This is a genomic window from Xanthomonas maliensis, assembly GCF_009192945.1.
GTDB lineage: Bacteria > Pseudomonadota > Gammaproteobacteria > Xanthomonadales > Xanthomonadaceae > Xanthomonas > Xanthomonas maliensis.
On sequence record NZ_NSET01000019.1, the window covers coordinates 143,037 to 164,275 of the forward strand.

Here is a 21,239-nt window from a genome sequence, read left to right on the forward strand (position 1 = left end):
AATGCTCACGGCCGTCTCACGGCGTCGCTCGGTACAGTGGGACCGGAAGACTGCCACCCGGTTGGCCGCCATGCTGCGCACCGGAATCGTTCATGGTCGCGCTTTGGTCAGGTGCCAGAATCTTCCGATCTTTAAGGAATACCCGGTCATGGCCATCCGCAACCGCATGCCCCCCTGGCATGAAAACTTCAGCCTGCCCAATGGTCGCGTCCTGTTGCTTCGTCCGATCCGGCCGGAGGATGGCCCGCCGCTGCAAGGCGCCTTCAGCCTGCTGGGACCGGAGGAGATTCGCGCCCGCTTCGTGCGCTCGGCCAGCGAGATCACCCCGGAAATGGTGCAGCGGCTGACCCATCCCAATCCCAAGAGCGAGATCGTGCTGGTGGCTGCCGAACAACTCCCGCCGGGCGAGGCGCTGGTTGGCGCGGTGGCACGGGCCGCGCTGGTGCCGGGCACCCGCCAGGCCGAATACACCATCCTGGTCAGCAGCTTCGTGGCCGGCCAGGGCCTGGGCCGGCAGTTGATGCGCAAGCTGGTCAAATGGGCGCGACGCAAATACCTGGACTGCCTGTACGGCGACGTGCTGCAAAGCAACGTCCCGATGCTGCAGCTGGCCGAATCGCTGGGCTTCAAGCCGCAGCCGCACCCGGACTCGCCCGAACTGGTACGCATGGTGCTGGAGCTGGATACCTGAGGCGATCGTCGTCCCCTAGCGCGTGCAGCGACGACCGGCACACCGGCAGCGATTGATCGCCGGACAGTTCCCAGGCGTACCGCACTGGCCGCCTCGGCCAGGCGGATCACGGTGTCCCCGTCGGCATCCGCCTCCGCCCCCCTGCCCGACAGCCCGACGCGTTCACGCCGGTTGGACCGGCCGCGCCAGGGGCTCTGTTAAAATCGCCTGCTGATGCCGTCGCCTACCTTCCCTTCCCCGCCGCTGCCCAAGTCTGGCCAGCTCCGCGCCTACTGGCGTACTCCCGCTTCTCCGACTGCGCTGGCGTGGTCGATCGCCCGCGCTGCCGAGGCCCATGCCGGCCCGGTGCTGGTGATCGCGCGCGACAACCAAAGCGCCCACCAGATCGAGTCGGACCTGCACACCCTGCTGGGCGAGCACTCGACGCTGCCGGTCGTGCCGTTTCCCGACTGGGAAACCCTGCCCTACGATCAGTTCAGCCCACACCCGGAAATCGTCAGCCAGCGGCTGGCCGCGCTGCACCGGCTGCCGGCCCTGCGCCAGGGCGTGGTGGTGGTGCCGGTGCAGACCCTGCTGCAACGGCTGGCGCCGCTGAGCTACATCGTGGGCGGCAGCTTCGACCTGAAGGTCGGCCAGCGGCTGGACCTGGAAGCGGAGAAGCGCCGGCTGGAAAGCGCTGGCTACCGCAACGTGCCGCAGGTCATGGACCCGGGCGACTTCGCGGTGCGCGGCGGCCTGCTCGATGTGTTCCCGATGGGCACCGAAGCGCCCCTGCGCATCGAACTGCTGGACGAGGACATCGATTCGATCCGTGCCTTCGATCCGGAGTCGCAGCGCTCGCTGGACAAGGTCGACGCAGTCAAGCTGCTGCCCGGACGTGAAGTGCCGATGGACGATGCCAGCGTGGAGCGGGTGCTGGCCTGCCTGCGCGAACGCTTCGACGTGGACACCCGCCGCAGTGCGCTGTACCAGGATCTGAAGGCCGGTCTGGCGCCGTCGGGCATCGAGTACTACCTGCCGATGTTCTTCGGCAAGACCGCCACCTTGTTCGACTATCTGCACAAGGATGCCTTGCCGCTGGTTGCCAGCGGCGTGTCCAACGCCGCCGATGCGTTCTGGAGCCAGGCCCAGCAGCGTTACGAACAGCGCCGGCACGACGTCGAACGCCCGTTGCTGCCGCCGGATGAGCTGTATCTGTCGCCGGACGCACTGCGCGAGCGGCTCAATGGTCTGGCGCGCATCGAAGTGTGGCCCAGCGACCATCCACGGCTGTCCGAGGCCGCGCCGTTGGGCGACCAGCCGGTTCCCGCGCTGCCGGTGGCGGCCAAGGACGCGCCGGCCGGTCAGGCGCTGGCAACCTTCCTTCAGCACTACCCGGGCCGAGTGCTGGTGGCGGCCGATTCGGCCGGCCGCCGCGAAGCCTTGATGGAAGTGCTGGCCGCCGCGCAGCTCAAGCCGGACGTGGTGGCCGACCTGCCTGGCTTCCTGGCCAGCCCGTCGCCGCGTTTCGCCATCGCGGTGGCGCCGCTGGAAGATGGCTTTGCGCTGGACGCACCGCAGATCGCCGTGCTCACCGAGCGCCAGCTGTTTCCCGAGCGCGCCAACCAGCCCCGCCGCACGCGGCGGGCCGGCCGCGAGCCGGAAGCGATCATCCGCGACCTGGGCGAGTTGTCCGAAGGCGCACCGATCGTGCACGAGGATCACGGCGTCGGCCGCTACCGCGGCCTGATCGTGCTCGACGCCGGCGGCATGCCCGGCGAGTTTCTGGAGATCGAATACGCCAAGGGCGACCGGCTGTACGTGCCGGTCGCGCAGCTGCACCTGATCAGCCGCTACTCCGGCGCCTCGGCCGAGACCGCGCCGCTGCACTCGCTGGGTGGCGAGCAATGGACCAAGGCCAAGCGCAAGGCCGCCGAGAAAGTGCGCGACGTGGCGGCGGAATTGCTGGAAATCCAGGCCCGCCGGCGCGCCCGCGCCGGGCTGGCGCTGCAGGTGGACCGCGCCATGTACGAGCCGTTCGCCGCCGGCTTCCCGTTCGAGGAAACCGGCGACCAGCTGGCCGCCATCGATGCCACCTTGCGCGACCTGGCCAGCAGCCAGCCGATGGATCGGGTGGTCTGCGGCGATGTCGGCTTCGGCAAGACCGAGGTGGCGGTGCGCGCCGCCTTCGCCGCGGCCAGCGCCGGCAAGCAGGTGGCGGTGCTGGTGCCGACCACGTTGCTGGCCGAGCAGCACTACCGCAATTTCCGCGACCGCTTCGCCGACTATCCGCTCAAGGTCGAGGTGTTGTCGCGTTTCAAGAGCACCAAGGAGATCAAGGCCGAGCTGGAAAAGGTCGCCAGCGGCGATATCGACGTGATCGTCGGCACCCACCGGCTGCTGCAGCCGGACGTGAAGTTCAAGGATCTGGGCCTGGTCATCGTCGACGAGGAGCAGCGCTTCGGCGTGCGGCAGAAGGAGGCGTTGAAGGCAATGCGCGCCAACGTGCACCTGCTGACCCTGACCGCCACGCCGATCCCGCGCACGCTCAACATGGCCATGGCCGGCTTGCGCGACCTGTCGATCATCGCCACCCCGCCGCCGAACCGGCTGGCGGTGCAGACCTTCATCACCCAGTGGGACAACGCGCTGCTGCGCGAGGCCTTCCAGCGCGAACTCAGCCGCGGCGGCCAGTTGTACTTCCTGCACAACGATGTCGAAAGCATCGTGCGCATGCAGCGCGACCTGGCCGAGCTGGTGCCGGAGGCGCGCATCGGCATCGCCCACGGCCAGATGCCCGAGCGCGAGCTGGAGCGGGTGATGCTGGATTTCCAGAAGCAGCGCTTCAACGTGCTGCTGTCGACCACGATCATCGAATCGGGCATCGACATCCCAAACGCCAACACCATCGTCATCAATCGTGCCGACCGCTTCGGCCTGGCCCAGTTGCACCAGCTGCGCGGACGCGTCGGGCGCTCGCACCATCGCGCCTACGCCTATCTGGTGGTGCCGGACCGGCGTTCGATCACGCCGGATGCGGAAAAGCGCCTGGAGGCGATCGCCTCGATGGACGAGCTGGGCGCCGGCTTCACCCTGGCGACCCACGATCTGGAAATCCGCGGTGCCGGCGAACTGCTGGGCGAGGACCAGAGCGGCCAGATGGCCGAGGTCGGCTTCAGCCTGTACACCGAACTGCTCGAGCGCGCGGTGCGCAGCATCAAACAGGGCAAGCTGCCGGACCTGGATGCCGGCGAAGAGGTGCGCGGTGCCGAGGTCGAATTGCACGTGCCGTCGCTGATCCCGGAAGACTATCTGCCCGACGTCCATACGCGCCTGACCCTCTACAAACGCATCTCCAGCGCACGCGACAGCGAGGCGCTGCGCGAGTTGCAGGTGGAGATGATCGACCGCTTCGGCCTGCTGCCGGATCCGGTCAAACATCTGTTCGCCATTGCCGAGCTCAAACTACAGGCCAATACGCTGGGCGTGCGCAAGCTCGACCTCGGCGATAGCGGCGGACGCCTGGTGTTCGAGGCCAAGCCGTCGATCGACCCGATGGCGGTGATCCAGATGATCCAGAAGCAGCCCAAGCTGTATGCGATGGATGGCCCGGACAAGCTGCGCATCAAATTGCCGCTGCCCGAGCCGGCCGATCGCTTCAATGCGGCGCGAGGCTTGCTGACGGCGCTGGCGCCGCATTAGAGCGGCTAACAAAACGTAGCGAGCAGCCGTCAGGTGGGCGCGGACGGCGCGCAGGAACCGCAGTGTACGAGTGGTCCATGAGGATTCCGAGCACCGGCCGCGCCCGCCTGGCGGCTGCGCAGTAGTTTTATTATCTGCTCTTAGTCGCCACCATCGCGATGCCCGTGCCCGTGCCCGTGCCCGCGGCTGCCGGGGCGACTGGCGCGCTTGTGCAGTGACGGAGGTCTGCCAAGGGCGGCCGCCGTCTGCTGTGTGAAACCATTGAGCCACGCGCTCGGGGATCGCGCGGCCGGCAACGCAGACGCGGCTCGGCATGACAGGGCGCCGCCTGCCGTCATCCGATTCTGCTGACCCAAGACCCCAGCCGTTCCAGGGTCGACCCACCGCTCTCTCCTACGCCACACCGCGGCTACCGCGACTGCGGCCTTTGCCTGCTCTTGGCCTGCCCTCGGCAACGCGTCGATGAACGAGCGCCCCTGATTGCGCTCGTTTGCTTAGCACATCAGCACGTTTCAACAAAGCTGAGCCATTAACCCGCCAGAGGTGATCGAATTCGCAAAACCATCATCGTGATGAATTTTGCCTAAATATTCCTGCCGCGCGCCGATACCTGCATAGACCGATCGGCTCGTGTGCGCTGTGGCGCCTGCGGCACCGACCGCTCTCCTCCCGCGTCATGGCACCCAGCGCACCACCGCCCCCGAGGCACCGATGAACATCCTATTGCCCGACCTGCCCGCCCCACTGACGCTCGCCCTCGAAGGCGAGATGACCATCCGTCGCGCGGCCGAACTCAAGCCCCTGCTGGAGCCGGCACTGGCGCATCCGGGTGGCGTGCGGCTGGACCTGGCGGCGGTTAGCGAGATCGACACCACTGGCCTACAGCTGCTGTTGGCGACCAAGCAGGCCATCCAGGCCGATGGACGGCCGTTCTCGCTCACCGATTCCAGCCGCGCCGTGGTGGACGTGATGGAACTGCTCGGCCTGCTGGAGACGCTGTATCCGCACGCAGCCACCGGGCTGGACGAACGCCTGCACTGAGGGACGGCGCCGCAATGGATATGACCCAATTGATGCAGACTTTCCTGGCGGAGAGCCGGGATCTGCTCGAAGACATGGAACGCCACCTGCTACAGGCCGAGCGTGGCGAAGCAGCACCGGATGCGGTCAATGCGATCTTCCGCGCCGCCCACACCATCAAGGGCTCCGGCGGTCTGTTCGACCTGCCGCAACTGGTGGGCTTCACCCATGTGGTGGAGAGCGTGCTGGATCTGGTGCGCGAGGACAAGCTGACCCTGCAATCGGAACTGATCGCGCTGCTGCTGGTGTGCTGCGATCATATCCATGCGCTGGTCGAGACCGCTGCCGATCCCAGCCATGCCGACCCGGCCGCGCTGGCCGCCGAGGCCGAGCCGTTGCTGGCGCAACTGCAAACCTATCTGCAAGGAGCGGCCTGCGGCACGACCGCCGAGGCGATCCAGCGCAGCACGCCGGAAAAGCAGAGCGGCTACTGGCGTATCACCCTGAAACTGTTCGCCGACGCGCTGCGCTTCGGCAATTCGCCGCTGAAGCTGATCCGTAATCTGCGCGGCCTGGGCTCGGTCGAATCGGTGCGAACCGACGCCAGCCAGTTGCCCGCGTTTGCCGAGCTGGATCCGGAAGCCAACTACCTCGGCTTCGAAATCCTGCTGCGTGCCGATGCCGATCGCGCGGCGATCGAGGACGTGTTCGAATTCGTACGCGAAGACTGCGACCTGGAGATCGTCGCACTGCCACTGCCTGGCAGCGCCGAAGCCCAGGCGGCGGCCGTGCCAGCCGTCGCACCGCCGCCCCACCCCGCCGTGGCAGCCACCACGCCGGCACGCGCGACGCCGGACGCTGCCCGTCATGCCGAAGCGCGCTCCATCCGCGTGGATGCCGACAAGCTCGATCGCATGATCGATCTGGTTGGCGAACTGATCATCGCCGTCGCCAGCACCGGCGCCAATGCCCAGCGCACCGGCGATGCGCAATTGCTGGAATCGGCCTCGATCCTGGCTGGCCTGGTCGAAGACGTGCGCGAGAGCGCCTTGCAACTGCGCATGGTCAAGATCGGCGGCACCTTCAGTCGCTTCCAGCGCGTGGTGCACGACGTCGCGCGCGAGCTGGGCAAGGACATCGCGCTGGTGGTGGCCGGCGAAGACACCGAACTGGACAAGTCGGTGGTGGAAAAGATCGGCGACCCGCTCACGCATCTGGTCCGCAACGCGATGGACCACGGCATCGAACCGGCCGAGGTGCGCGTGGCGCGCGGCAAGCCCGCGCGCGGCACCGTCGGGCTCAATGCCTATCACGACTCCGGCAGCATCGTCATCGAGATCACCGACGATGGTGGCGGTCTGAACCGCGACAAGATCCTGGCAAAGGCGGTGGAGCGTGGCCTGGTCGAACCCGGCCGCCAGCTCAGCGATCGCGAAGTGTTCGCGATGATCTTCGAGCCCGGCTTCTCCACCGCCGAAAAGGTCACCAACCTGTCTGGCCGCGGCGTCGGCATGGACGTGGTCAAGCGCAACATCACCGCATTGCGCGGCACCGTGGAGATCGACAGCACCGCCGGTGTGGGCACCACCATTTCGGTGCGCCTGCCGCTGACGCTGGCGATCATCAATGGCTTCCAGGTCGGGGTGGGCAAGTCGGTGTTCGTGGTGCCGCTGGACCTGGTGGAGGAGTGCGTGGAATTCACTCCCAACTATGCCAGCGACTACATCGACCTGCGCGGCACCGTGCTGCCTTATGTGCGCCTGCGCGAGCTGTTCGCACTCGGCGGCAAGACGCCGGTACGCGAGAGCATCGTGGTCATCCGCCAAGGATCGCAGCGCTTCGGCCTGGTGGTCGACACCTTGCTCGGCGAATGGCAGACCGTCATCAAACCGTTGTCCAAGGTCTTCGCACAGGCCAAGGGCATCAGTGGCTCGAGCATCCTCGGCAGCGGCGAGGTCGCGCTGATTCTCGACATTGCCAGCCTTATCCAGCAGTTGCAGCCCAGCCAGGACGCCCTGGCAGCCTGAGCCTCACCGTTCGTCCAACCATCGTGTCCGTTCTTGCCTGACATCAGGAAGCCGTCGCCATGTCGCACCGTGTTCCCGCCGCCACCCAATTGTGGCTCACTGCCGCCGTCGCCATCGCTCTCCCCGTGGGCGCGAGTGCGATCGGCATCGCCTTGTCACTCTCGCCCGGCGTGCTGCTGACCGGCATCGTGCTGGCCGCGTTGACCGGTGGCGCACTGCTCGCCTGGGCAGTGCGCACCGCTGCCGACACGCTACAGCTGGCGACCACGACGCTGGAAGCCTTCGCGCAAGGCAACTTCGAGTTGGCCTTGCCGCAGGTCCGCGATGACCAGTCCAGCGATGTGCTGCGTGCGCTACGCAAGCTGCAAAGCGGCGTCCGGCACGTGAACGACGAGATCCATCGGGTCTCGCGCGAGCACGACGCCGGCGACATCGACGTGCGCATCGACGTCACCCGCTTCGATGGCGACTTCCGCGGCATGGGCGAAGGTATCAATCGCATGGTTGCCAGCCACATTGCGGTGAAGAAACAGGCGATGGCCTGCGTGGCCGAGTTCGGCCGTGGCAACTTCGCCGCCGAACTGGAACGCTTGCCCGGCAAGAAGGCCTTCATCAACGAGATCGTCGACCAGATCCGCGGCAACCTCACCGGCATGGTCGCCGAGGTCAACCGCATGTCGGCCGAACACGATGCCGGCGATATCGACGTCGTCATCGACCCGCAGCGCTTCACCGGCGACTTCCGTCGCATGGCAGAAAGCATCAATGCCATGGTCGCCAGCCATATCGCGGTCAAGAAGCAGGCGATCGCCTGCGTCGAGGAGTTCGGCCGCGGCAACTTCACCGCCGAGCTGCCGCTGCTGCCGGGCAAGAAGCGCTTCATCAACGAGACCATCGAGCGGGTGCGCGGCAACCTGACCGGCTTGATCCGCGAGATCAACCGCATGTCGGCCGAACACGAAGCCGGCGACATCGACGTGGTGATCGACACCAGCCGCTTCGATGGCGACTTTCGCACCATGGCTGCCGGCATCAACCAGATGGTCGGCGCGCATATCGCGGTCAAGAAGCTGGCGATGGGCGTGGTGGCTGAATTCGGTCGCGGCAACTTCGACGCGCCGCTGGCGCAGCTGCCGGGCAAGAAGGCCTTCATCAACGAGACGGTGGAGCGTGCGCGCGGCAACCTGCGCAGCATTTCCGAAGTGATCCAGGTAATGGGCGCGATGGCCGACGGCGATCTGACCCACACCGTGGAAGGCCGCTACGAAGGCGCATTCGCCGACATGCAGCGCTACGTCAACACCACCATGCGTCGGCTGACCGAAATCGTCGACGAGGTGAACCGCAACGCCGAGAACCTGGCCAGCGCATCGGAAGAAGTCAGCGCCACCGCACAAGCGCTGGCGCAGGCCGCCAGCGAGCAGGCCGCCGGTGTCGAGGAAACCAGCGCTTCGCTCGAGCAGATGACTGCCTCGATCGCGCAGAACACCGAGAACGCACGCATCACCGACAGCATGGCGGCCAAGGCGGCGACCGAAGCCTCCGATGGCGGCGACACCGTGCGCGCCACCGTGGTGGCGATGAAGGACATCGCCAAGAAGATCGGCATCATCGACGACATCGCCTATCAGACCAATCTGCTGGCCTTGAACGCGGCGATCGAAGCCGCGCGCGCCGGCGAGCATGGCAAGGGCTTTGCGGTGGTGGCGGCGGAAGTGCGCAAGCTGGCCGAACGCAGCCAGGTCGCCGCGCAGGAGATCGGCGAGGTCGCCGAATCCAGCGTGCAATTGGCCGAACGTGCCGGCCGCGTGCTCGGCGAGATGGTGCCGTCGATCCGCCGCACCTCCGACCTGGTGCAGGAAATCGCGGCGGCCTCCGAGGAACAGACCGCCGGCGTCAGCCAGATCAACACCGCTGTCGGTCAGTTGAACCAGACCACCCAGTCGGCAGCGGCCAATGCCGAAGAACTGGCGGCGACCTCGGAGGAAATGAGTGCGCAGGCCGAGCAGTTGCAGCAGTTGATGGGCTTCTTCCGGCTTGCCGGCGACAGCCACGGCGCCAGCGCCGTCCGGCCGACCGCCGCACGGCGCGCGGTCCAGACCAGCAGCTATGCATCGCCCAACGTCGCTCACCGGCGCAGCAACGTCCGTCCGATCGGCGTGGCAGCGGCAGGCGCCGAAGCCATCGACGAAAGCCAGTTCGCCAGCTTCTGAGGCCAGACCATGCAACCGCAACGCGCAGCCTCGACCAGCGTGACGCCCTCGTCACCGGCGCAGCAATACCTGACCTTCATGCTGGGCACGGAACTGTTCGGCCTGGCCATCCTGGGCATCAAGGAAATCATCGAGTACCGCACGCCGACCGATGTGCCGATGATGCCGGCGGCGCTGCGTGGGGTCATCAACCTGCGCGGCGCGGTGGTGCCGGTGCTGGACCTGCAGCAACGCTTCGGCCGCAGCGCCAGCCCCATCACCAAGCGCAGTTGTATTGTGATCGTGGAAATCGCCCAGGCGCAGGGCTCGCAGGTGCTGGGCCTGCTGGTGGACGCGGTCAGCGAAGTGCTGGAGATCGCGCATGAAGAGATCGCCGCCGCGCCCAGCTTCGGGACGGCAATCCGCCGCGACTTCATCCAGGCGATGGGCCGCATCGGCGAGCGCTTCGTCCTGCTTCTCGACGCCGACGCCGTGCTGAGCAGCGATGCCCTCGCCCAGCTGGCCGCCACCGACCTGGCCGCCTGACCTGGCTGCCCAAGGATTGCCTCATGCGTTCCGCCCTTCTCTCCTGCAACTGTGCGCTGGCAGGCCCCGTCCTGGTGGTCGACGACAGCGCGGTCCAGCGCGAACATGCCATGGCGCTGTGCCGGCAACTCGGCGCGGCGGCCGTGGATGGCGCCAGCGATGGCCTGGCCGCGCTGGATTGGCTGGCGCACGCGAGCGCGCCATCGCTGATGCTGATCGACCTGGAAATGCCAGGCATGGACGGCGTGCAGCTACTCGATGCCTTGGCGCGCGGCCAGCAAAGCGTCCCGGTGATCGTGGTTTCCCAGCGCGGCAGCGCGTTGATCGATGCCGTCACCCAACTCGGCCGCAGCGCCGGGTTGCGGGTGCTGGGCGGATTGGAAAAGCCACTGACCCTGCAGGAACTGGCCACGGCGTTGAATTGCGTGCCGGGGACCGCGCCCAGCGAACCGGCGCCGCCGCCAGTCGCCATCAGCGCCTTGCTCTCCAGCGGTGGCGCAGCCGCCTCGCGGCTGGACCGCGCCATGCGCCGCGGTGAGATCCGCGTGGCCTATCAGCCCAAGCTCGATCTGCGCGACGGTCGCCTGCGCGGCGTGGAGGCGCTGGCCCGTTGGCGGCGCCCGCAAGGCGACATGATCGGACCGGATCGCTTCATTCCGTTGGCCGAGCGCGAAGGCCTGATCCATGCGCTGACCCAGCAGGTGGTCGACAAGGCGATCAAGCAACTGGTGGACTGGCGCGGCGAAGGCCTGCACCTGACGCTGGCACTGAACCTGTCGCCGACCCTGCTGGGCGAAGCCGACTTCCTGGAGCAGTTGTGCGGCAAGCTGGCCGAGCACGGGCTGACGCCGGCCGATCTGGTCCTGGAACTCACCGAAAGCGCCCTGGTGGAACCGGCCAACGCGCTGAGCATGCTGGCGCGCTTGCGCCTGCATGGCTTCGGCCTGTCGATCGACGACTACGGCACCGGCTTCTCTTCGCTGCAGCGTCTGGCCAGCATCCCGTTCACCGAACTCAAGCTGGACCGCAGCTTCGTGCATGCGGCCCATCGCAGCCGCAGCCAGCGCACCGTGCTCGAGTCGACGCTGGAGCTGGCGCATCGGCTGGAACTGACCGCCGTGGCCGAAGGCGTGGAAACGCCCGACGATTGGCGGCTGCTGCGCGACCTCGGTTGCGATCTGGCACAGGGCTACCTGATGGCATCGCCGATGCCCGGACCGATGCTGTCCGACTGGTGGCGCACCCATGCCTTGCGCATCGCCGGCCTGTGCGGCACCACCCTCGCCGACGATGCGGACGTGGCCTGAGCATGAGCAGCGCCACCGCCATCACCGAACAGGAATTCGGACGCTTCCAGCGTTTCATCTTCGAAGCCGCCGGCATCAGCATCTCCAGCGGCAAGAAGGCCATGTTGTGCGGCCGGTTGGGCAAGCGTCTCAAGGAACATCGCTTCGAGAGCTATACGCAGTACCTGCAGCTGCTCGAAAGCCGCCAGGACAAGGTCGAGATCCAGACCGCGATCGACTTGCTCACCACCAACGAAACGTACTTCTTCCGCGAGCCCAAGCATTTCGACCTGCTGCGCCGCCTGGCCGGCGAGCACCGTGGCCCGGCGCCCCTGCGTTGCTGGAGCGCGGCCAGCTCCAGCGGTGAGGAGGCATACAGCATGGCGATGGTGCTGGACGATTGCCTGCAGGGCCGCGCCTTCGAGGTGGTGGGCACCGACATCAGCACGCGCGTGCTGGCCAAGGCGCGGACCGGCCACTACGCGCTGCAGCGCATCGACGGTATTCCGCCGGCCTACCTCAAGCGCTATTGCCTGCGCGGCCAGGGTGAGTACCAGGGCACCTTGCTGATCGAACGGCGTCTGCGCGAGCGCGTGCAGTTCGTGCACGCCAACCTCAACGCCGCGCTGCCGATGTTGGGCAGCTTCGAGCTGATCTTCCTGCGCAATGTGATGATTTATTTCAACGGCCAGACCAAGCGTGAAGTGATCCAGCGGGTGCTGAACCACCTCAAGCCGGGCGGCCACTTCTGCATCGGCCATTCGGAGAGCCTGAGCGAACTCGACGTCGACCTGGTCCAGGTGGCACCCTCGATCTACCGCAAGGCCTGAGCCGAGGAGTGCCCATGTCCACCGCGCTGCCCCGTTCCGCTGCAAACCCCAACACCATCAAGGCGATGGTGGTCGACGACTCGGCGGTCGTGCGCCAAGTGTTGGTCGGCGTACTCAACGAAGCACAGGGCATCGAGGTGATCGCCACCGCTGCCGACCCATTGCTGGCGATGGACAAGATGCGCCAACAGTGGCCCGACGTGATCGTGCTGGACGTGGAAATGCCACGCATGGATGGCATCACCTTCCTGCGCAAGATCATGAGCGAGCGGCCGACGCCGGTGGTGATCTGCTCCACCCTCACCGAGAAAGGCGCCCGCGTCACCATGGACGCGCTGGCCGCCGGCGCGGTAGCGGTGGTCACCAAGCCACGCCTGGGCCTGAAACAATTCCTGACCGAATCGGCCGACGAACTGGTCGCCACTGTGCGCAGCGCCGCCCGCGCCAACGTCAAGCGGCTGGCGGCGCGCGCCACTGCCACGCCGCTGGAAGCCGACGTCAAGCACAACGCCGACGTGATCCTGCCGGCGCAAAGCGGCCGCGCACTGGCGCAGACCACCGAGCGTGTCGTCGCCATCGGCACCTCCACCGGCGGCACCCAGGCGTTGGAAGAAGTCCTGACTGCGCTGCCGCGCGTCTGTCCCGGGATCGTAATCGTGCAGCACATGCCGGAAAAATTTACCGCCGCCTTCGCCGCACGGCTGGACGGCCTGTGCCAGATCGCGGTGAAGGAAGCAGCGAACAACGATCGCGTGATGCCGGGACGTGCGCTGATTGCGCCTGGCGGCAAGCATCTGCTGCTACGCCGCAGCGGCGCGCAGTACTTCGTCGAAGTGCTCGAAGGCCCGCCAGTCAATCGTCACCGGCCGTCGGTAGACGTCTTGTTCCGCTCGGCCGCACGTGCAGCCGGCAGCAATGCGCTGGGCATCATCATGACCGGCATGGGCGATGACGGTGCCGCCGGGCTGCTGGAGATGCGCCAGGCCGGTGCCCGCACGGTGGCGCAGGACGAGCAGACCAGCATCGTATTCGGCATGCCCAAGGAAGCCATCAAACGCGGCGGTGCCGATCGCATCCTGCCGCTCGGCGCGATGGCGCGCGAGATCGTCACCCAGCTGCAATAAGGCGCGACGGCCGAGCTGATCTGCCGACGCTCCTGACCGCAGTGCATCACCGGCGCGACTGCTGTGCAGACCTAGATTCGGCCATCTTCCTCCTACAACTGCGACTCCAGCGGTAGCCAGCCCAGCACCGTCGCCGCGCTGCGCCGCCACAGGCTGGCCGCCGGCTCGCGCTTCCAGGTCTCCGGGGGCTGGGCCGCGTCGTCGTGCCAGCGCAGTTGTCCCTGTTCGAGCACGACGCGATAACTCAACGCCGGCCCGGCCTTCTGATCGTAGAGCCGCTCCAGTTCGGCGCTGGCGGCGCGGTTCTCGAACAGCAACCCCATCTCGGTATTGAGATTCATCGAACGCGGGTCGAGATTGAACGAGCCGATAAAGCTGGCGGTATCGTCGACCACGAACGCCTTGGTATGCAGGCTGGCACCGCTGGATCCGAACAGGCTGCCCTCCCTGCGGCCCATCGGCTTGAGCTCGTACAACCGCACACCCTGCGACAGCAGCGGCACCCGCGCAGACGCGTAGCCGCTGTGCACCGCCACCACATCGTTGGCTGCCAGCGAATTGGTCAGTACGCTGACCTGCACCCCGCGTTTGCGCAGGCCACCGATCCAGCCGACGCCCTCCTCGCCCGGCACGAAGTACGGCGAGATCAATTTCAGTTCGTGCTGCGCCCGTGTCATCTCGCCGATCAGCGTCGGGGTCATCCAATCGGCCTGCGGCGTTGCACCCTCGGCCTTTTCTGGCGGGTCGGACACGATGCGCGCCTGTTGCAGCCAATGCAGTGGGCGTCCGCCATCGAGCAGGTTGTGCACATTCGGCGAGCGCTGCAGTCGCTCGACATAGGGACGCGCCTGCGTCGATTGCAATCCAGCGTCCAGGCTGGTCCGCACCGCCTGCAGCGCCTGCGACGGCGCCGTCGCCAGCGCCGCCAGCGGCACGGCATTGGCGCTGTTCCAGTAGGCATCGAAGACCTGCTCGGCTGCCTGCACCGTCGGCCCGATCAGCGCCGCATCGACATCCATGAAGTTGGTATCGCGCGAGGCATCGAAATATTCGTCGCCGACGTTGCGCCCGCCCAGCACGGCAACGCGGCCATCGGCGATCCAGGCCTTGTTGTGCATGCGACGGTTGATGCTGAACATGCGCAGCACCATTTCCACGCCGCGCATCAGCGTGCCCTCGCGGGCGCGGGTGGGATTGAACAGGCGCACCTCGATCAGCGGATGGCTGTCGAGCGCCGCCAGCACGGATTTGCTGCCGTGCACGTTCATGTCGTCAAGCAACAGCCGCACCCGCACTCCTCGGTCGGCCGCACGCAGCAACTCACGATGCAGCAGGTTGCCGGTGAAGTCGGTATGCCAGATGTAGTACTGCAGGTCCAGACTGCGGCCGGCGGCACGTGCGGTCAACGCTCGCACGGCAAAGGCATCCACGTTGTCGGACAGGATCACCATGCCGGTCTGGCCCGCATGCGCCAGCTGTACCGGTGCGACCGCGCGATCGATCGCGGTGGCAGCGGCAACCACCGGCAAGGCGTGGCTGGCTGCACCACGCAGGTGGCCGGCGGACCGTCCATAGCCATACAGCGAGAGCAGGCCCACCGCCAGCAGCACCAGCAGGCCGATGCCCGTCCATTTGATCCTTCCAAGCTTGCGCACGACCGGTCCCTGCTGCCTCCGGCCCGCAGTGTAGAGCGCCTGCTTGTGGCCGGTGTGCACGGCCCGCCTAAGCGACCGCGACCAAGGCGACTATTCCTGTCCGCCTTGGACGCGCGTTGCCGACGCGCGCACAGGCGCCTACCAGATCGTCACGCGCTCCTTGTCCCCGCGCACCATCGCATCGCCGGGCTTGCACTGGAAGGCCTGCGCGAACGCCGGCATGTTCGATGGCGCACCGTTGGCGCGGAAATTGGCTGGCGCATGCGGATCGGTATTCAGACGGACGCGCAACTCGCCATCGGTGAAGTTGCGGCGCCACACCGTGGCCCAGTTCATGAAGAAGCGCTGGTCCTGCGAATAGCCATCGACGTCCTTGTTGGCCGCGGGCTGTGCCTGCAATGCCATCTGCAAGGCATCGTAGGCCACGGTCAGCCCACCCAGGTCGCCGATGTTTTCGCCCAAGGTCAGCTTGCCCTTCACATGGACACCGGGCAGTGCCTCATAGCCATCGAACTGCGCCACCAGGCGATCGGTGCGTTCGGTGAACCGCTTGCGATCGGCATCGCTCCACCACGAATCGAAATTGCCCTTGGCGTCGAACTGGCTACCGGAGTCGTCATACCCGTGCATCATTTCGTGGCCGATCACCGCGCCGATGCCGCCGTAGTTCAGTGCCAGGTCGGCCTTGGGATCGAAGAACGGCGGCTGCAGGATCGCCGCCGGAAACACGATCTCATTGCGGGTGGCGTTGTAGTAGGCGTTGACCGTCTGCGGCGTCATGTGCCACTCGCGCTTGTCCACCGGCTTGCCGATCTTGTCCAGCATGTCGCGATAATTGAACGCCTGCGCCGCCTGCATGTTGGCCAGGAATCCCTCGCTGCGGATCTGCAGACCCGACCAATCGCGCCACTGATCGGGGTAGCCGATCTTCGGGGTGAAACTGGCCCACTTCTCCAGCGCTCGTTGCTTGGTTTCCTCGCTCATCCAGTCCAGCTGCTGCAGCCGCGCCTTCAGCGCCAGCGACAGGTTCTGCACCAATTGCTGCATCTGCACTTTGGATTCGGCCGGGAACGCGGATTGCACATACAGCTGGCCCAACGCCTCGCCCATCGCCGCGTTGACCGCGTTCAAGGTGCGCTTCCAGCGCGGCAGCATGTCCTGCTGGCCACGCAGCGTCCTGGAATAGAAATCGAAATTGGCCTGCTCGAACGGCTTGGCGAGATAGGGGGCGGCCTCGTCGATGCTGTGGAAGCGCAGATAGGCCTTCCAGGTCTCGAGCGGCGTATCGGCCAGCATCGCGTCGAACTCGGCGAAGTATCCCGGCTGGCTCAGCGAGAACGTGCCGGCCGGTATCTTGAGCGCGGCGAAGAACGCCTGCCAGTCGAAATGCGGCGTGACCCGGTTGGCGGCCGCCACATCCACCGGGTGATAGCGATTGGCCGGGTCACGTAATTCGATCCGCGACAGCGAGGCCTTGGCCAACCGCGTTTCGAACGCCATGACCGACTTGGCCTGCGCCTGCGCTTGCGCTACCGGCACTCCCGACAATTCCAGCATCCGCGCGATATAGGCGACGTACTGGCTGCGAATGTTGGCCTGCCCAGGCTCGCTGTAATAGCTCTTCTCCGGCAGCCCCAATCCGCCCTGGCCGGCGTAGGCGATCATCTGCTCGGAATTCTTGTAGTCGGCATTGGCGCCGAACGAAAACACGAAGCCCTGCCCCTGGGCGTAACTGTCGCGCAGCCAGCCGGCAATGCCGGCAGGATCCTTCAGCGCATCGATGGCCTGCAACTGCGGTTGCAAGGGCGCGATGCCGGCCTGGTCGATCGCCGCCTCATCCGAACCGGTGCGCCACAGGTCGGCGATCTTGGCATCCACCGACCCCGGCGACAGCGTGCCGCGCGCGAGCTGTTCGACCAAGGCATGCTGGATCGTCAACGACCGCTCGGCCAACACCTCGAAACTGCCCCAGCTGCTGCGATCGGACGGCACTGGATTGGCCTTCAACCATTTGCCGTTGACGAAGCCATTGAGGTCCTGGCAGGCGCTGACCGCAGGATCCAGATCGCCGCTCCCGAAGGCCACGATCGGCGCATCCAGCTTGGATACATCCACGGTGGCCGGCGGCGCGGCCCGCGCCGCGGGAAAGGCGGCCTTGGTGGTGTCGTCGGAGGCGCCGCAGGCCGACAGCGCCACCGCGACAGCCAAGGCAAGCGGCAGCGGGACGAAGGTGCTCAACTTCATTCAATTCTCCAAAGCCGGTGATGGCGTGGCGCATGATCCAAAACGCTGCGGGCCCCGATCGCCAACGCAGGCTACATCCATCTTTACGACGGTGGCGCGACTGCGTGATGCCGCTACCGCCCTATGTCGAACTCTGCCGACGCGCGCCGCCTACAGGCTCGCACGCCCTATTGGGCCGCTAGCGCCGCCGGTAAAACGGAGCCAGCAACAGGTACACCGGATACGCCAGCAGCATCAGCACCAGCGCCACCTCGTGCCCCGACGCAGCACCGGCCCAAGCCTCCATCTGTTGCGCCGGCCCGAACAAGCCGAATGCCAGCAGCACCAAACCGATCACACAGATCAGCAAGGCCAGCAGCAAGGCATTGCTGGAGACGCTACCGGCGGCCAAGCCAGCGAATGCACCACTTCCACCGGCCAACAACAGGCCCAGGGTCACCAGATAGGCGCGGCAATAGGTCGCGCTGATCTGCTGGGTTTTACGTCGTCCAGACATCCACCATGCTCCAGGATTTGCACACTGCCTACTCGCTCTGCGCTGCGCAGCGCATCCAACCGCCATGGCCGTTGCCTGCTCACCGCATGGTGCAGGCAACGGGCACGCGCCGCGGGCGCCGACTGGACTACTTGGCCTTGCCCTGGTTGGCGACCGCTTCTGCCGCGCGCTTGGCCGCTTCCGGGTCACCGAGATAGCGGTAGCTCTGCACCTGCAAGGCCTCGTCCAGCTCGAACAACAACGGAATACCGGTGGGGATGTTGAGCTCGAGGATCTCCGCATCGGAAACGTTGTTGAGGTACTTGTAAAGCGCGCGCAAGGAATTGCCGTGCGCAGTCACCAGAACGGTTTGCCCGGCCTTCAACTGCGGAGCGATCGCATCGTGCCAATACGGCAGCACGCGCACCAGCGTGGTGGCCAGCGACTCGGTACCGGGCAACGCGTTGCGGTCCAGCGTGGCGTAGCGGCGATCGTGGACCGGGTGGCCCGGATCCTCCACGCGCATCGCCGGCGGCGGGATGTCGTAGGACCGACGCCAGATCTTGACCTGCTCTTCGCCGTGCTTGGCGGCGGTCTCGGCCTTGTCCAGGCCTTGCAACCCGCCGTAGTGGCGCTCGTTGAGGCGCCAGCTCTTGAACACCGGCAGCCAATCCTGGTCCAGCTCCTTCAAGGCGCCCTGCAAGGTGTGGATCGCGCGCTTGAGCACCGAGGTGTGCGCGACATCGAACTGCAGGCCTTCGTCCTTCATCAACTTGCCGGCAGCCGCCGCTTCCTGCCGGCCCTGTTCGGTGAGATCCACGTCCACCCAACCGGTGAAACGGTTGTCCAGGTTCCATTGGCTCTGGCCATGGCGCAGCAGTACGAGTTTGCGGGTCACTACGATTCTCCGATGGGGCCGATCAGCCTGCGATTGTAGCGGCAGCCGATGCAGCGCTGGCGTGCACGGTGTGGCGACAGGCAGCGCGCAATGCTGCGCGCATGCAGACCGCCATCGATCCCGTGTTCGCCGGTTGGGACGGCAGCGTCCGTCAAGCGCGTCAGTTGCAACAGCAACTGGCTGGGCAGGTCGTGCTGGACGATCGATGGACGCCCACACCGCAACTGCTGGCCGGCTTCGATGTCGGCTTCGAGGATGACGGCCAGACCACCCGCGCAGCCGCGGTGCTGCTGGATGCCCACACGCTGTTGCCGCTGGAGACGCAGGTGGCGCGCGTGCCCACCAGCATGCCCTATGTGCCCGGCCTGCTCAGCTTCCGCGAACTGCCGGCGTTGCTGCAGGCGCTGGCGCTGTTGTCGCGTACGCCGGACCTGGTCTTCATCGATGGTCAGGGCATCGCCCATCCGCGCCGGTTGGGGATCGCGGCGCACTTCGGCGTGGTCACCGGGCTGCCGAGCATCGGCGTGGCCAAGCAACGGCTCGCCGGCGAGTGTGCCGACCCTGGCCCGGTACGCGGCGACCACACACCGCTGCGCCTGGGCGGCGCGCAGATCGGTTGGGCCTTGCGCAGCAAGCCACGCTGCAATCCCTTGATCGTCTCGCCTGGCCACCGGGTCTCGCTGCAGGGCGCACTGGACTGGACACTGCGCACCCTGCGCAGCTACCGGCTACCCGAACCAACCCGGCTGGCCGACCGCCTGGCCTCGCGGCGCGGCGACATCACGCTCGACGCCAGCGGCGATCTGCTGGCGTGAACATGGCGCAGAACGGAGCGTCTTGCGCCGGCTTGGCGCATGCCAAGGACAGCCGTGCCAAGCTGCGGGTCCAACTCCCAGCCACGAGCCCGCCATGACCACCTTGATCGCGCCGCGCGTCCACGACATCGGCGGCCTCCAGGTCCGTCGCGCCGTTCCGACGTTACAGGCACGCAGCGTTGGCCCGTTCGTCTTCGTCGACCACATGGGGCCGGCCTCGCTGGCGCCCGATCACGGCATCGACGTGCGTCCGCATCCGCATATCGGCCTGGCGACCGTCACCTTCCTGTGGGACGGCGAAATTGGCCACCGCGATACCCTCGGTTCGGATCAGGTGATCCGGCCCGGCGACGTCAACTGGATGACCGCCGGCCGCGGCATCGCCCATTCCGAGCGCACGCCTGGCCCGGAACGCAGCCGCATGCATGCGTTGCACGGCATGCAGACCTGGGTCGCGTTGCCACGCTCCGCCGAGGAGACCGCACCGGCCTTCTTTCACCATCCAGCCGCCAGCTTGCCGCAGCAGCGGCGCGACGGCGTGTGGCTGCGGGTGATCGCTGGTCGCGCGTATGGCGAAGAATCGCCGGTGCAGGTCTTCAGTGGCACCCTCAACGTCGCCCTCGATCTGGCAGCGGAGGCGGAGCTCGACCTGGACGCGGGGCATGCCGAGCGCGCGCTCTACATTCTGGATGGAGAAGCGCAGCTGGATGGCGCCGACGTGCCGGCGCGCCATCTGATCGTGCCCTCGCCCGGAGCACGCGGGCGATTGCGCGCCAAAACGCCACTCAAGGCGATGCTGCTCGGCGGCGAACCGCTGGACGGCCCGCGTCACCTATGGTGGAACTTTGTTTCCAGCTCCAAGGAACGCATCGAACAGGCCAAGGAGGACTGGCAGGCCGGTCGCTTCGGCAGCATTCCCGGCGACGATCAGGAGTTCATTCCGCTGCCCGAGACCCCGGCCCCCAAACCGGTCAATTACCCTTGAAACCATGCGCAAAACCGTGCTGGCGAGCGCAAGCACGCCAGGTCTCGTCGCGGAAGTACCGCGCTGCACGGGCGATGCCGGTCGCGGCTGCAAATCGGCTTGAGACCGGCGCTGGAACTGTGATAGTGATACCCACGTAGTCGGAGCACGTTGCGTGGACGGCACGCTCGAACGGGGAGTTCGAGCCGGTGCAGCGGCACGTAGGACGACGTCGCCCGCATCGTCTTCCATCGCCGGGGATTACTTGAATGAAGCGCGCATCCTGTCTAGTCGGCTTGTCCCTGCTGTTGGCCGCCGCCACCGCCAATGCCCAATCCTCGCCGGTCTGCCCGCCACTGCCGCCCGCCTCGGGCCTGCAATGGAACCAGTTGGCCGGCGCGGATTATTTGGTCTGCAAGGCGACGACCGCCGATGGCCGCCAGGTGCTGGGGGTCATGCTGACCACCCGCGACCCGGACATGGTGCTGTCGCGCGACCGGCGCGCCGAAAAGGGCCAAATCCAGCAGGAGGAGTTCTACTGGTACAAGCTCGATCTGGGGGGTCGTGAGGTTCCGGGCATGGATTCGCGCCGCGTCACCGTAGTCGAACTGGGCAAGAAGCGTTATGCGCAGCTGTGGATCGACGGCACCAGCGGCGAGGAGCTGAGCTCGATGCAGTCGCTGGTGCAGAGCATGGACCTGCAGCCGGCCAGTCTGGCGCTGCAGCGCTGATCGTCTGCATCAGGCAGTGGCCGGCGACTGCGCCGACCACTGCCCATTGGCACAACGAAG

General features: G+C 66.6%; 15 protein-coding genes, 1 other RNA gene and 1 pseudogene. 12 read left to right on the forward strand and 5 right to left on the reverse strand.

Features of this window, described 5'->3' with window-relative positions; translation table 11 throughout:
- The first annotated feature begins 148 nt into the window (after positions 1–148).
- On the forward strand, positions 149–691 hold the full coding sequence (locus tag CKY51_RS05220) for a GNAT family N-acetyltransferase (RefSeq protein ID WP_022974083.1): 543 nt from the start codon (positions 149–151) through the stop codon (positions 689–691).
- 213 nt (positions 692–904) lie between these two features.
- Positions 905–4,372, forward strand: coding sequence for a transcription-repair coupling factor (mfd, locus tag CKY51_RS05225; RefSeq protein ID WP_022974084.1), 3,468 nt, complete (start codon positions 905–907; stop codon positions 4,370–4,372).
- A 3-nt stretch (positions 4,373–4,375) separates the two neighbouring features.
- Here mfd and CKY51_RS05230 read toward each other — a convergent pair.
- Positions 4,376–4,451: non-coding RNA, sX9 sRNA (locus CKY51_RS05230), on the reverse strand.
- Between the two features lie 632 nt (positions 4,452–5,083).
- On the opposite strand from CKY51_RS05230, the gene CKY51_RS05235 reads away from it, so the two are divergent.
- From CKY51_RS05235 to CKY51_RS05265, 7 genes and pseudogenes are all read left to right on the forward strand, one after another.
- Positions 5,084–5,413, forward strand: coding sequence for an STAS domain-containing protein (locus CKY51_RS05235; RefSeq protein WP_022974085.1), 330 nt, complete (start codon positions 5,084–5,086; stop codon positions 5,411–5,413).
- 14 nt (positions 5,414–5,427) lie between these two features.
- The gene (locus tag CKY51_RS05240) at positions 5,428–7,419 is read left to right on the forward strand and encodes a chemotaxis protein CheA (protein ID WP_022974086.1); all 1,992 of its coding nucleotides are present in this window, start codon (positions 5,428–5,430) and stop codon (positions 7,417–7,419) included.
- Between the two features lie 59 nt (positions 7,420–7,478).
- Positions 7,479–9,480 (forward strand): annotated as a pseudogene (locus CKY51_RS05245) (methyl-accepting chemotaxis protein); the annotation flags it as partial.
- Between the two features lie 161 nt (positions 9,481–9,641).
- Positions 9,642–10,157 carry a chemotaxis protein CheW gene (locus CKY51_RS05250; RefSeq protein ID WP_022974088.1) on the forward strand — a complete coding sequence of 172 codons (516 nt, stop codon included), beginning with the start codon at positions 9,642–9,644 and terminating at the stop codon, positions 10,155–10,157.
- A gap of 23 nt (positions 10,158–10,180) precedes the next feature.
- Complete coding sequence (locus CKY51_RS05255; protein WP_022974089.1) at positions 10,181–11,464, forward strand: EAL domain-containing response regulator; 1,284 nt, start codon at positions 10,181–10,183, stop codon at positions 11,462–11,464.
- A 2-nt stretch (positions 11,465–11,466) separates the two neighbouring features.
- Positions 11,467–12,273, forward strand: a complete 807-nt coding sequence (locus CKY51_RS05260; RefSeq protein WP_022974090.1) for a CheR family methyltransferase — start codon at positions 11,467–11,469, stop codon at positions 12,271–12,273.
- A gap of 14 nt (positions 12,274–12,287) precedes the next feature.
- Positions 12,288–13,397, forward strand: coding sequence for a protein-glutamate methylesterase/protein-glutamine glutaminase (locus tag CKY51_RS05265; RefSeq protein WP_022974091.1), 1,110 nt, complete (start codon positions 12,288–12,290; stop codon positions 13,395–13,397).
- A 92-nt stretch (positions 13,398–13,489) separates the two neighbouring features.
- Here CKY51_RS05265 and CKY51_RS05270 read toward each other — a convergent pair whose 3' ends face one another.
- From CKY51_RS05270 to gpmA, 4 genes are all read right to left on the reverse strand, one after another.
- Positions 13,490–15,052 carry a phospholipase D family protein gene (locus tag CKY51_RS05270; RefSeq protein ID WP_152248965.1) on the reverse strand — a complete coding sequence of 521 codons (1,563 nt, stop codon included), beginning with the start codon at positions 15,050–15,052 and terminating at the stop codon, positions 13,490–13,492.
- Between the two features lie 138 nt (positions 15,053–15,190).
- Entirely contained in the window at positions 15,191–17,296 is a 2,106-nt protein-coding gene (locus tag CKY51_RS05275; RefSeq protein ID WP_022974093.1) for a M13 family metallopeptidase, read from the reverse strand.
- 178 nt (positions 17,297–17,474) lie between these two features.
- Positions 17,475–17,792 (reverse strand): hypothetical protein, encoded by a 318-nt coding sequence (locus CKY51_RS05280; protein ID WP_022974094.1) that lies wholly within the window; start codon positions 17,790–17,792, stop codon positions 17,475–17,477.
- 127 nt (positions 17,793–17,919) lie between these two features.
- The gene (gene gpmA / locus CKY51_RS05285; protein WP_022974095.1) at positions 17,920–18,669 is read right to left on the reverse strand and encodes a 2,3-diphosphoglycerate-dependent phosphoglycerate mutase; all 750 of its coding nucleotides are present in this window, start codon (positions 18,667–18,669) and stop codon (positions 17,920–17,922) included.
- Between the two features lie 101 nt (positions 18,670–18,770).
- On the opposite strand from gpmA, the gene nfi reads away from it, so the two are divergent.
- The 3 genes from nfi (at position 18,771) to CKY51_RS05300 (ending at position 21,179) form a co-directional block, all read left to right on the forward strand.
- Positions 18,771–19,484, forward strand: a complete 714-nt coding sequence (gene nfi / locus CKY51_RS05290; protein WP_031340700.1) for a deoxyribonuclease V — start codon at positions 18,771–18,773, stop codon at positions 19,482–19,484.
- A 94-nt stretch (positions 19,485–19,578) separates the two neighbouring features.
- A complete protein-coding gene (locus CKY51_RS05295) occupies positions 19,579–20,469 on the forward strand; it encodes a pirin family protein (protein ID WP_022974097.1) in 891 nt (296 codons plus the stop codon).
- Between the two features lie 248 nt (positions 20,470–20,717).
- A complete protein-coding gene (locus CKY51_RS05300) occupies positions 20,718–21,179 on the forward strand; it encodes a hypothetical protein (protein ID WP_022974098.1) in 462 nt (153 codons plus the stop codon).
- The last annotated feature ends 60 nt before the right edge of the window (positions 21,180–21,239 follow it).